Source organism: Fulvivirga kasyanovii, from assembly GCF_009711405.1.
Taxonomy (GTDB): domain Bacteria; phylum Bacteroidota; class Bacteroidia; order Cytophagales; family Cyclobacteriaceae; genus Fulvivirga; species Fulvivirga kasyanovii.
In genome coordinates this window covers 1-13,166 of record NZ_SMLW01000481.1, presented here as the reverse complement: position 1 = coordinate 13,166, position 13,166 = coordinate 1, and the positions used below count along the sequence as shown (strand labels likewise).

The following is a 13,166-nucleotide window of genomic DNA, read 5'->3' as shown; positions in this document are numbered from 1 at the left end:
TATCCCTTCTTACCTTCATCATACGAAGTGCCTGGTCTATTCAGGCCTTCGGTTTTTTCTTATTTCCTAACTAAACCAATATTGTATGAAGAAGATTTTACTATTGTGTTTTGCTGTGGTACTATCCATACCTGTGGCCTGGGCTCAGGAGCGAGTAGTATCGGGCAAAGTGACCTCAGAGGAGGACGGCAGCTCTCTGCCGGGAGTAAACGTTCTGGTCAAAGGTACTACCACCGGAACCATTACAGATTTTGACGGTAATTATAAGATTACCGTTCCAGATGATGCTGAACTGCTGTTTTCGTTTATTGGATTTTTAACTGAAGAAGTTCAGGTATCCGGCCGGTCAGTGATTGACGTTGCCCTGACTACGGATATTACCCAATTAAGCGAAGTTGTAGTTACTGCAGCAGGTATTGAAGCCAACAAAAGAGAGCTTGGGTATTCCATTCAGAATGTTGATGCTGAGGATGTCAGAAAGTCTGGCGAAAATAACTTTGTGGCAGCCCTTAGCGGAAAAGTAGCGGGTGTACAGGTTACCAGTTCCGGGGGAGCTCCCGGTTCGGCAGCTCAAATCCGTATCAGGGGTAACAAGTCGGTACAGGGCAGCAATGGCCCGCTTTTCGTGGTTGATGGGATTCCAATTGATAACTCAACATTTAACACCTTTGATTCCCCTGAAGATGATGTGTCTAATCTGGGTTCAGGTGGTGTGACCAACTCTAACCGTGCCATCGATATCAACCCTGAAGACGTGGCCTCATTAACCGTACTGAAAGGACCCGCAGCCACTGTTTTATACGGTATTCGTGCCGCTAATGGTGCTGTGGTGATCACCACAAAAAAGGGTTCGAGAAACTCTGCCGCCAAAGTGAAATATTCATTTGGCTACACTATCGACAAAGTTAACAAGCTGCCTGACCTGCAAACCGAATATGCTCAGGGCTCCGTGCAGGGAGGTGTGCCTACTTTCCAGGCGGCCATGACAGGCTCTACTCAAAGCCAGAGCTGGGGACCGCTGATTTCCAGTCTTAGATATGCCAATGAGCCTTCTGTTTGGGATCCAAACGGCCTTATCGTACCTGCCGGTGATCCAAGGGCTACTAGCAGGGTTGCTCAATCTTATAATAATGCTGAGGATTTCTTTGAGAATGGTTCAAATATGACCCATGATTTAAGCGTTTCTGGTGGTACTGAAAAAACCAGCTATTTCTTCTCTGTAGGCAGGCTCGACCAGACAGGTATTATGCCCAACAGTGAGTTTGCCAGAACCAGCTTCAGGGCTACTACCAGTGCCGAGCTTTTCAAAAACTTTACGGCAACTTTGTCCGCCAACTACATTCAGTCAGGAGGACAGCGTGTACAAAATGGATCGAATACTTCAGGTGTGATGTTGGGACTGTTGAGAACATCGCCTTCTTTTGACAACAGTGCAGGTTATCTGTTTGAAGATGGCTCGCAAAGGGCTTATCGTGGAGGAAGCATTTATGACAACCCATACTTTACTGTAAATAAAAACTTTACTACAGACGAGGTAAACAGGGTCATTGGTTATACTCAGTTATCTTATGATGCTGCGCCATGGCTGAATGTGACGTACAGGTTAGGAATTGATACCTATGGTGATGACAGGATATTCAGAAATGATGTCAACTCATCGAGTGTGCCTGTAGGCCAGGTCATCAATATGACTATTCGTAGTAAAGACATCAACTCAGACTTCCTGGTAACATTTAAGAAGCAGTTTTCTGAAAAATTTGATTTCAACGCTACTGTTGGTCACAACTATTATAACAAAGACATCCATATCAATCGTATCGATGGGCAAGGGCTTGCCTCTCCTGGATTTTTTAACATAGCCAGTGCCACTTCAGTGAATGTGTCTGAAGGGGTAACCAGAAGGGAGCTTTATGGTTTGTTTGGAACAGTTACCTTGAATTATAACAACCAGTTTTTCTTAAACCTGAGTGGTAGAAACGACTGGTCTTCTACGCTTCCGGAAGAGAACAACTCTTTCTTCTACCCGGCAGCAAGTTTCGGTTGGGACTTCACACAAACGTTCGGCATTAACAGCACCTTCTTTTCCTATGGTAAGCTAAGGGCTTCATGGGGGCAAGTGGGTAATGATGCACCGTTTGCCGTTACCAACAATGGCTTTGTTCAATCAAGAGTGCGAGACGGCTGGACTACCCCTCAGGGTGTGATTTTCCCGGCATTGGGCTTAAATGCCTTTAATCCGAATTCCCTATTGGGCAACAGTGAATTAAAGGCGGAAACCACAACCACCATAGAGTTTGGAACAGATCTACAATTCCTGGATGGAAAAATTGGTTTAGACCTCACCTATTTTAACGCTACCACTACGGATGCTATATTGAACATCACTATCCCAAGTGCGAGTGGCTGGCAGCAAAGGGCAGTTAACTCTGCTGAATTGACCAATAAAGGTATCGAGGCAGCACTTACTGCCAGCATTATAGATAATGATGCCTTCACCTATGATGTAGGGATAAACTTTACGCGCATCAGAAACAAGGTTGAAAAACTTGCGGAGGGAATTCCATTTATTACCATAGATCCGTTTGGAACCCAGCGTATTGCAGAAGGTGAGCCTTTTGGAATATTCTTCGGTAGCCGCTTTTTGCGCGACGAAAATGGCCAGATGGTAATCAATCCTGATGATGGAATGCCATTTGAAGATCCTACGCAGGGCATTGTTGGTGACCCGAATCCGGATTTCCTGATAGGTTTTAGGAATACTTTCACCTACAAAGGACTTACACTTAGCTTTTTACTGGATATCAGAGAAGGCGGTGACGTATACAACGGAACTAAAGGTGTGTTGAACAACTTCGGTGTAGGAGAGGAAACCCTTGACAGGAACGAGAGAGTTATTTTCCCAGGTGTGCTTGGTGAGGTTGGTTCTGATGGTTCTATTACTCCTACTTCAACCCCAAATAATATTGAAGTGGTTAAAGGAGGTACTGATGGTGGTACTAACTACTATCAAAACTATGGATTCGTAAACCTGACGGAGCTTACTATAGAGGATGGTTCCTGGATTAGAATGAGGGATATTTCACTGAGCTACAATCTGCCTTCAAGTACGTTGAGCAAATTGCCTTTCAGTGCCGTAAGCATTGGTTTTACTGCCAGGAACCTTTTCCTGATCACGGATTATACAGGTATTGACCCTGAAACCAACCTGACGGGAGATTCCAGCAACGTAATTGGTTATGATTATTTCAATAACCCCAATACCAAGAGCTATGGCGTGAATGTAAATCTCACTTTTTAAAGCATGATAATTATGAAAAAGATATATAAACGATTATTCATCATATGTTTTGCCGTTACCGTGGTGACCTCCTGCGAATTTGGAGATACCAACGTAGACCCGGCAGTACCTACTGATGTGGCCATGTCGGCATTGCTGCCATCAGGTGAGGCGGCACTGTCGTGGGCTATAGGTGGAGAAATGGTTAGGATAAGTGGTCTGCTCACACAGCAGTTTGAGGGGATAAATGCCCAACAGCAGGATAACTATAAGTACCTGATCAGGGATGCCGATATGGACGGTGTCTGGCAGAGAATGTACCATAATTCTTTGAATACCATAAACGTAATCATTGAGAAGGCGCAGGAGGAAAATGCACCTCATTATGAAGGTGTGGCAAAAGTTCTGATGGCTGCCGGGGTAGGTACACTTACGGATGCATTCGGAGACGTACCATACACTGATGCCTTTGGCGGCGATGAAGGAAATTTTGCGCCTACTTATGATACACAGGAGGAACTTTACACTACTATCATTCCGGGCTTATTGGATGATGCCATTGCAAAGCTTAGTGCTGCAGAGAGCCCAGGAGGAAGTCCGGGTGGAGATGACCTGATATTTGGAGGTGACCTTGATCTGTGGATTACAGCAGCTCATACGCTAAAAATGAGATATACTTTCCAGATGGCTAAGAGGGATGCAGGAGCTTATGATGATGCTCTGGCCATGCTGCCCAATGCAATTTCTTCTAACAGTGAAGATTTTGAAATGTACTTTGGCTCCGGGGCCAATGAAACCAACCCTCAGTATCAGTTCAGCCAAAGCCGTGCAGGTAACATAAAAATGGGAGAGTACTTTATCAATGCATTCTCTGCGGATGATACCCGCGAAGCTTTGTTTATCAACGATATTTTTGAGCTTGGCGAAGGTGCTAACGGGTACTATACGGTAAGTGCCGCGCCTGTAGTGCTAATGAGCTATGTTGAAGTAAAATTCATTGAGGCAGAATCGCATTTGATGAAGGCTGCGCCGGATGAGGCTGCTGCCAAAGCTGCCTTGGATGAAGCTGTTAATGCCTCATTCAACAAAATTACAGGGTCAGGCACACCTGCGGCATACCAGGCAGACCTTGATGCGCGGTGGACTGCCGCTGCTGATAAGCTTGAGGTTCTTATTGACGAGAAGTATATCGCTACTTATTCTCAGAGTATAGTAGTTTGGAACGACTACAGAAGAACCGGATATCCTGCACTCGATTTTGTTGAAGGCGGTACCAATGCATTTAATACCAATGGTGAAATACCCAGAAGGTTACCATATCCTCAGGAAGAGAGGTTGTTGAACCTGCCAAATCTTCCTATTAAAACCCCCAACTTGCAGACACCTGTTTGGTGGGATGAGTAATTTGACTTAAAATAAAGGGATTGTCGTAGACAGGCAATCCCTTTTTCATCCCCATGAAACGTACTGTTTTAAATCCACTTATTTTACTTTTTGCTTTTACTCTTATCATTCTGCAAGTGGAGTCAGCAAATACCTACGCTCAAAGCCATCCAAAGGGGCAGGTTACGGACACGGTTATGTGTGCTCATGACAGTACCCAGACTTATGCACTTTACCTTCCATCCAATTATGACCCTAAACGTAAGTGGCCGGTTATTATCATTTTTGAACCCGCCGCAAGAGGCAATCTTCCTGTAAGTAAATTTAAGGAAGGCGCAGAGGAATTAGGATATATTCTGGTGGGTTCAAATAATTCCCGCAATGGCTCATGGGAAATTGCCTTTGATGCCGCCGATGCCATGTTTCTGGATGTTTTTGAGAGGTTTTCAATTGATCCTGAAAGGGTCTATACATCTGGTTTTTCAGGAGGCTCCAGAATAGCCACATCAGTCGCAGTAATTACAGGCAAGATAGCCGGGATAATAGCCTGTGGAGCCGGATATCCTAATGTGCCACAGTACCAACCCAGCGCAGATAGCAAGTTCGTTTACTGTGCCTTGGTTGGAAATCAGGATATGAATTATCAGGAGCATTTGCAGGTAACGGAAGATCTCAATCAAAAAGGAATAACCAATAACCTTATTACCTTTCCGGCAGGGCACCAATGGCCACCGGCATCAATTTTAAAAGAATCACTTTACTGGCTTGATTTTCAGGCTTATAACAAGAAGATGAACGTAAGCTCATTTTTTTCTGCCGAACGGTTGTTTCACCTGACCAAAGACAGAGCAGACAGCATCTATCATGTGCAAGACCTGGTGGAGGCACTCAGGATCTATGAAAGTCTGGAAAAAAATTTCAAAGGGAATTTCGATTTAAATGAAGTTACCCAGCGTATTACATCCATTGCCGAAAGTAAGGACTATAAAAAGCAACTGCGCAATATTGAAAAAATAAATAGCCAGGAGATGGAATACCGGTTTAAAATGGGAGAGGCTTTTACCGAACTTGTTTTTACCCGTTTCAAAGCGACTAATGACTCTACCTTGAAAGACATGGATTGGTGGAAAAATGAAATAGACCGGTTCAAGCATGTGGCCCGGAAAGATGATTTGCACAAAAGCAACATGGCACTGCGTGTACTTAACATGATATGGGCCAGGTGTGCTGAAACCAGCTTTTCCTATGCAAGTCGACAAGATTATGAGCTGGCCATTATTTTAAACGAGATATGGCTTTATGTAGAACCCCAAAGCACATGGGGGCATTGGAGTATGGCCAAGCTATATGCCCAAACCGGGAATGTGGAAGGAGTAGTAAAACACTTAAAGGCTGTAAAAGAATATCGCCCTGGTATTCCCACCAGGGCGATTCAGCAAGAACAAGCTTTTCAATCAATCATAGCCCGGGAGGAAATCCGGCGCCTGTTAGATGATAACTGATTTGCTATTACTTTTCTTTCAGCTTAGCTATTTCCGCTGTAAGTTCTGCTACCTTATCGATTGCAGCTTTCTGGTCTGTAATGTCCCTCGATACCACTGAAACCCCTATAATTTCACCGTCTTCATTTCTTATAGGGTCGCAGTGAGCGCTCAAAAACAATGTTTTGTCTTTAAGTTCTCTTGTTTCTTCAATAGTAAAGGCTTCACCTTTCAAAGCCCTGTCATATCGCTCTTTCCATATTTTTCTGGCATCGCCCTGCATTATGTCCAGTATGTTGTCACCAGGCAGAAGAGTTACTCCCTGCTGCTTAAAGCGATCACGTAATACATTGTTGGCAAGAATAACTTTATAGTCGGTATCCAGGGCAAAATAAGTATTGGAGGTACTATTGATCATGGCATCAAGTACAAAGCCTTTTTTCTTCAGCTCAACTTCCATTCTCTTCTTATCGGTAACATCCCTCGAGAAGATAGATGCTCCAATGATGCTACCTGATTTTTCTTTAATAGGATTAATGAAATATTCCCTCCAGGCATCCTCACCCTTCACGGAGCTTTTAATTGTAAAATCAAGTCTTTCACCGGCCATGGCTCTGTCGTAGTAAGCTTTCCACTCTTCACGGACACTTCCCAGCATATCGAGAGCATTGGCACCTTCCTGAAGCCCCTCATATTGAGTGCCACGATATCTTTCTTTTTGAACTTCATTCATGACCACAATCCTGTAATTTCTGTCAATGGTGATGATCGAGTCGGTGGTATTATTGATCAAAGCATTGAGGTTTGCTTCTTTTGCCGATAGCTCCTTTTGTGTCCGTGCCATCTCTTCCTGGGTGGCCTGCATTTCTTCCATATTCTGGCGCATCTCCTCTTCCTGGGCCTGCATCTCTTCTGTCATTTGCCTGCTCTGCTCCAGTAGCTCTTTCGTTGTCTGGTTGGTTTTGGCACTGATAACTGTTGAGGCTATACTCTCGCCTACTTTTTCAAGAAACTCAATATCTGTATCGCTGAATTTTTCAAAGGAGGCCATCTCTATAACCCCAACCACTTCTTCGTTAGACTTTAAAGGTACGATCAGCAGGCTGTTCGGTGTTGCAAGCCCCAGCCCTGACGTTATGTTCAGATAACCTTTGGGTATATCAAGCATGTAAATAGTCTCTTTCTCAATGGCAGCCTGCCCCACAAGTCCCTGGCCTACCTCGATTCGTTTCTCGAGGTACTTCTTTCTTTCGTATGCTCTGCAGGCCATTAATTCCAGGTAGGTCTCATCAGTGTTTTCATCCTTGTTAAGGATAAATATACCTCCCTGATTGGCCTTCATATAATTCACAAGTTTTTCAATAACATTGTCGCATAATACATCGAGGTTATCCGCATTGTTTCTCAGTATCTCACCAATTGAGGCCAGTCCAACATTTACAAATTTCTCTTTAGCCTCTCTTTCTGATGCCTCTATCAGGCTGGATCGCATATTCATCAGCGATTCCCCCAGACGATCGGCCTTATCAGCGCCATACTTGGCACTAAGGTTTCCCTGGCTTATGCTATCGGCAAAGTGAATGTTGGTATCCATAAGCTTTAATTGCTCTTCCATCTCCAGGAAGTTTACACCAGCTCCTTTTGTTTGTCTTCTTTGCAGCTTAGACCAAAGCACACAAAGGCCTGCGTATAAGCATAAAATACCAATGTGCAGTATAGCATGTTTAATGGTGAGGTTAGGAACATTTTCAAAATACATGTTGAATTCCGACCCGCTTAGCTGTAAATAGAAAAGTAGCAGGAAACCTATAATGGCATAGATCACAGCGGGGAGTAGCACTCTCCAGTCTTCGTAGAATAAAAGTACTGTCAAGGAAACAAAATAGAAGAAGTGCATTTCATACATGCCGTGAAGCTGAATAATGAATTGCGTACCGAAATTCCAAAACAGGAAACTCACAATCAGCCTGAATATCAACCTTCCTGAAAGGAAGGTTTTGGCCAGAAAGTAGAGCCCGAGAGAAACACCCCCCATGACAATACCTAAAAGCCAGGTATTATAAAATATTGACAAGAAAAGGCCAAAGACAAAATACCCGACCATGAAGTAGTTGATAATGGAATCGGCCTCTTCGTTAACTCTGTTGTGGAATGATTTCAATTGTTCTGCGGAGATCTTCTCAGTTCCTTCCATTTTTGCTCTTTACATTTAAAAAATAGGCTGTAATCTAATAATTTTTCGCATTGTAATATAACCAGTATTGCAAATAATTACAATTTGTGATAAGCGGTAGTCTACACTCATATGCATTAATTATTGGATAGGGAACACATGATTATACACGAACCTACAGTAAAGTATTCACAGTCAGAAAGTCATGACAGGGATAAAAAAGAAGGCTATTCCAAAAAAAATGAAATAGCCTCATATCATGGGAAAATAAATCGTTAAACTCCTTCCGCTTCTACTGACTGGATTTCAGGAAGCATTCTTTTCAATAGGTTCTCTATACCCGCTTTTAGAGTAACGGTTGAAGAAGGACAGCCACTGCATGAGCCTTGGAGCAATACTTTCACAACGCCCTCATGGTATGAATGGAATGATATCGCGCCACCATCCTGCTCTACGGCAGGTCTGATGTATTCATCCAGTATACCTTTTATCTTTTTCACAGTTTCCGAGTCGTTCTCATCGAATTGTTCATCCTGTATAGTGTCCTTTATAATAGGCTTACCTGATTCTAGAAAGACCTGGATGTGCTGTTTGATCTGATCCTTGATCTCCTCCCATTCAAACTCCTCTTTCTTCGTGACCGTTATGAAGTTGCTCATATAGAACACACGATCCACAAAGTCATATTTAAAAAGCTCACTGGCAAGAGGTGCTTCTGAGGCCGCGGCTTCGCTGGGAAAGTCGTAGCTGACACCATCGGGCAAAAGCATGAAATTTGCAACAAATTTTAAGGAGTTCGGGTTAGGGTTAGACTCCATGTAAAGATTAACAACCCGCTTATCTATGTTCTTTGTTTCCATAACTTCAATATTTAATTAGGAGAACGTACCTTATTTATAAAGGTTCCATTCTGTAGTCAATATCAACTGTATTTCGGCAGCTCTCCTTCTGATTTCGCAATAAGGGTGGATACTGTGGCATCACCGGTAACATTTACTACCGTTCTGCACATGTCGAGTATCCTGTCTACAGGGAAAATGATTGCAATCCATGCCGGGTTTAACCCAACAGATTGTAGTACAATGATCATCATTACCAGCCCTGCGCTCGGTACTGCGGCGGAACCAATGGATGCCAATGTTGCCGTAAGTACAATGGTCAACTGCTGGCCAAGAGAAAGGTCTACCATATGCAATTGTGCCATAAATATAACAGCTACCGCCTGGTATAAGCTGGTTCCATCCATGTTTACCGTAGCGCCAATGGGCAGTACAAAGCTGCTGATGTTTTTCGATACACCCATGTTTTCTTCTATGCACTCCATAGTTACCGGCAGGGTTGCTGCACTTGAGCTGGTAGAGAAAGCGAGAAATTGAGCCGGGCTGATGTTTTTAAAGAACTCCTTGTAGCTTAGTTTTTTAATGAATAGCGTTACTACAACAGGGTAGAAAACAAACACCATAAAGAAGAGGCCAATAACCAGGGTAACTGAATATGACCCGAGGCCTTTAAAAATCTCGAACACCTCCCTGGGAGTATCTGCCATTTTAGCTATTACACCTGCCAGAAGTGCAAAAACAAAATATGGAGTAATCTTCATAATGAGGTCGACCATTTTCAGGAAAGCCTCATTTACAGAATTAACAAATTCAATTACCGGTCGGGCTTTTTCACCCGGAAGGAGTGCCAGGGTTATACCAAAAAAGATGGCGAAAAATATCACCTGTAACATAGCTCCATTATCTGAAATGGCGCCCACTATATTGTCAGGAACGATATCTACCAGAAATTGCAAAGGGCTGGTCTCTTTGGTTTTTTCTGCTGCAGCCATTTTATCTTCAACACCGGCACTCTTTTCGTCAATTTTTTCAAGTTCTTTGGCGCTCGTTACTTCCTCGACCAGAGGCCTGTATTGGGGATCTGTAAGAAAGTGCCTGCCGTCTTTAGGTTGGGGCACACCAGGCGTATCCTGTACCCATTTTTCGTAAGATATTCTGTTTTTTACCCTTTGAGCTTCGTCAGTAAATGTGCCTGGCTTGATCAGGTTTACAAGTACAAGACCGATACCAACGGCTATAACGGTGGTCAATAGGTACAAGCCGAGGGTTTTAGCTCCCAGCCTTCCCAGTTTTGACATATCGCTCAGACTGGATACGCCTCCGATAATTGAAAATAATACCAGGGGAACGGCTATGAACTTAAGAAGCTTAATAAATATTTGACCAAGTGGGTCTATCCAGTCGATGGTGAATTCATTCCAGCCAAGATAACTGGAGATAAAAGCCCAAATGATACCGGCCACCAGACCAATGATAATTTTTATGTGTAGGGGTAAATTCTTCATAAAAGTGGATAAAAATTAGTCGCGCAATTTAGCCGTTTGGTTTATCAAATAAAAATCAGCAATTACCAGAGCGGCCATAGCTTCCACTATAGGTACGGCTCTCGGCACTACACAAGGGTCGTGCCTGCCTTTGCCGCTAATCGTAACAGCCTCACCCTGAGCATTTATACTCTCCTGATCTTGCATGATAGTTGCCACCGGCTTAAATGCTACGTTGAAATATATGTCCTCTCCATTGGAAATCCCACCCTGGATACCTCCGGAATAGTTCGTTCTGGTTTTTGTTTTGTCCCCCTCTTTATAAAAAGCGTCATTATGCTCCGAGCCACGCATTTTCACACCTTCAAACCCGCTGCCATACTCAAAACCCTTTACGGCATTGATGCTGAGCATAGCTTTGCCCAGTTCGGCATGGAGCCGGTCAAACACAGGCTCTCCAAGTCCTGCCGGAGTATTTTTAATTACACAGGTAACAATGCCACCAATAGTATCCTGGCTTTTCCTGACCTCGTCGATCAGGCTGATCATCTGCCCGGCCGTCTCAGCATGAGGGCAACGGACAATATTGCTTTCGGTTTGGCTGAGGTCCAATGAAGGATAATCCGGGCATTTGATGTCCCCAACCTGAGAAACGTAAGCCGAGATATTGATGCCTTGCTTTTCCAGCATCATCTTGGCAACGGCACCGGCAGCTACGCGTGCTGCGGTTTCCCTGGCGCTGCTTCTACCTCCTCCCCGATAGTCCCTCACGCCATACTTTACATCGTAGGTGTAGTCTGCATGTGAAGGCCTGTATCTGTCAGCTATGTGGGAGTAGTCTTTGCTTTTTGCGTCCTTATTATGGATTACAATGCAGATAGGTGTACCTGTTGACTTTCCTTCAAATACCCCTGAGAGGATCTCAAAGGTGTCATCTTCCTTTCTTTGTGTCGTGATTTTGGATTGTCCGGGTTTCCTTCTGTTCAGCTCCTGCTGAATGAAGTCTTCGTTAATATCCAATCCGGCAGGGCAGCCATCTATGATGACCCCGAGTGCCTTGCCATGAGATTCCCCGAAAGTGGATATTTTAAATAAGGTGCCGTAAGAATTTCCCAATTTTTTTACCTTGTTGGTAGGTTTATTTCTTAAAAATGATGATTGCTGTGGTCGCTAACATAGTTAAAATTAAAATGTTGGCAAAGATTTTAATCCATTCAAAGCTGTCAGTACTCTTTAATTGATTATTCTCAGCCTCTATTCTGTCATAAAATGATCCCAGGTCATTGGATTGGATCGACTCATTCTTTTTACTTTCCCCTGTAACCGTCACCACCTGAGAAGACATCAAAGTGTCATACTTTTGAGTTTTGGGGTTGAAGAATATCCACTTGAAATAATCCTTTAGATTATACTGCCCTGGTTCTTTTGGAATACCAAAATAGCTGAATGACTTTGAGCCTGTCACATGATTGTTCCGGCGGTTAATGTTTTGATCAATGTTCGGGTCGTAGAAATCAAAATTTTCGTCACTATCCACGGAAGGCTCGTTGATAGCAGAAATGTTACCTTCTCCATAGATATTGAACTGGTAAGAGAAACTTTGGCCTGTCTCCAGATCGCCGGAGCTTATTCTTTCGTCGAGGAGGTAGTCGCCTACAGCTACCTGTTCCCTGAGCGGATGGGGAGGCAGCTCTTTTACCCGTACAGTTTTGGGCTTGCTATAGAACGTTTTAAAATCCTCTTGGCGGTTCTGGCCAAAGAAAGAGGGGTTTTTAGCTACTTTATACTTGATCATTTCAAGGCCAACAGAGGGAAACCTGATGTCTTCGGCATTCAGCGGATAAAATACACCCTGATAGATCTTATACTGCGTATAGCGCTTACCACCGATGGTTACAGGTTCTCCATTAATATTTTCGATATTGAAGTTTTCCTCCCAGGCATTTTCGGGACGTACCTTTTTCAGAATATCTGAAAGCTGTTTTCCCAAATCATGAAATTGGAGGGGCGCGCGATTGTTATCAGCTACGTAAAAAGAAAGCGTGGAGGTGATGCCTTCACCTACATAAGCACTTTCTTTATCTGTTGTTAGGGCTAAAAAAGCGTCTTCTTTAACGTCTACAAACTCAGTTTTTTCATCCCTTCCAAAGAAGCTGTCGGCTGGGTCGTGATCAAAAAAGCTTCTGAAAGGGTCGTTTCTTTGTTGCCTTTCTGCCGGAGGACCCACTTTTACGGTTTTTCCGGGAGAGCTGTACATTTTATCGTTGATCTTGATCTGGAATGGATCTATGGTAAAAGTGCCCTGGCCCGTCGGAGCATAAGTCATGGTCACACTCTGTGACGAAGAGATCTGGCCGTTGACGATTTGCGTGCTGGATGATGATGATGTGCCACGCATGCGGAATCCCTCTATTTCAGGAAAATCGCCGTAGCTTTTCAGGCGCTCGTTGGAAGCAGTGATCGTAATCGTCCAGGCTTGGTTTTCACCAATCTCATCCGGACCTAAAGTGATGCTTATTTCCTGTGCCT

At 43.8% G+C, this 13,166-nt stretch carries 8 protein-coding genes; 3 read left to right on the top strand and 5 right to left on the bottom strand.

Going from position 1 to position 13,166, the window contains the following annotated elements; genetic code table 11:
* Nucleotides 1-85 precede the first annotated feature (85 nt).
* From E1163_RS08970 to E1163_RS08960, 3 genes are read left to right on the top strand one after another with little or no spacing between them, the layout of a single operon-like run.
* Complete coding sequence (locus E1163_RS08970; RefSeq protein ID WP_155171102.1) at nt 86-3,298, top strand: SusC/RagA family TonB-linked outer membrane protein; 3,213 nt, start codon at nt 86-88, stop codon at nt 3,296-3,298.
* A gap of 12 nt (nt 3,299-3,310) precedes the next feature.
* Nucleotides 3,311-4,681: a SusD/RagB family nutrient-binding outer membrane lipoprotein gene (locus tag E1163_RS08965; protein WP_185156028.1), complete on the top strand. Its 1,371-nt coding sequence runs from the start codon at nt 3,311-3,313 to the stop codon at nt 4,679-4,681.
* 53 nt (nt 4,682-4,734) lie between these two features.
* A complete protein-coding gene (locus tag E1163_RS08960) occupies nt 4,735-6,162 on the top strand; it encodes a hypothetical protein (protein WP_155171100.1) in 1,428 nt (475 codons plus the stop codon).
* Between the two features lie 7 nt (nt 6,163-6,169).
* Here E1163_RS08960 and E1163_RS08955 read toward each other — a convergent pair whose 3' ends face one another.
* The 5 genes from E1163_RS08955 to E1163_RS08935 all read right to left on the bottom strand — a co-directional run.
* Nucleotides 6,170-8,335, bottom strand: a complete 2,166-nt coding sequence (locus E1163_RS08955; protein ID WP_155171099.1) for a PAS domain-containing protein — start codon at nt 8,333-8,335, stop codon at nt 6,170-6,172.
* A 254-nt stretch (nt 8,336-8,589) separates the two neighbouring features.
* Complete coding sequence (locus E1163_RS08950; RefSeq protein ID WP_155171098.1) at nt 8,590-9,174, bottom strand: NifU family protein; 585 nt, start codon at nt 9,172-9,174, stop codon at nt 8,590-8,592.
* Nucleotides 9,175-9,236: 62 nt separating this feature from the next.
* On the bottom strand, nt 9,237-10,658 hold the full coding sequence (locus E1163_RS08945; RefSeq protein WP_155171097.1) for a dicarboxylate/amino acid:cation symporter: 1,422 nt from the start codon (nt 10,656-10,658) through the stop codon (nt 9,237-9,239).
* Between the two features lie 15 nt (nt 10,659-10,673).
* The gene (gene aroC / locus E1163_RS08940; RefSeq protein ID WP_155171096.1) at nt 10,674-11,753 is read right to left on the bottom strand and encodes a chorismate synthase; all 1,080 of its coding nucleotides are present in this window, start codon (nt 11,751-11,753) and stop codon (nt 10,674-10,676) included.
* Between the two features lie 22 nt (nt 11,754-11,775).
* A partial coding sequence (locus tag E1163_RS08935; RefSeq protein ID WP_155171095.1) for a BatD family protein occupies nt 11,776-13,166 on the bottom strand: 1,391 nt, incomplete at its 5' end.

Excerpts from the sequence above, each read along its gene's own strand:
- E1163_RS08965 (WP_185156028.1), top strand. The coding sequence starts at position 3,311 with ATGAAAAAGATATATAAACGATTATTCATCATATGTTTTGCCGTTACC.
- E1163_RS08945 (WP_155171097.1), bottom strand. The coding sequence starts at position 10,658 with ATGAAGAATTTACCCCTACACATAAAAATTATCATTGGTCTGGTGGCC.
- E1163_RS08950 (WP_155171098.1), bottom strand. The coding sequence starts at position 9,174 with ATGGAAACAAAGAACATAGATAAGCGGGTTGTTAATCTTTACATGGAG.
- E1163_RS08960 (WP_155171100.1), top strand. The coding sequence starts at position 4,735 with ATGAAACGTACTGTTTTAAATCCACTTATTTTACTTTTTGCTTTTACT.
- E1163_RS08970 (WP_155171102.1), top strand. The coding sequence starts at position 86 with ATGAAGAAGATTTTACTATTGTGTTTTGCTGTGGTACTATCCATACCT.
- E1163_RS08955 (WP_155171099.1), bottom strand. The coding sequence starts at position 8,335 with ATGGAAGGAACTGAGAAGATCTCCGCAGAACAATTGAAATCATTCCAC.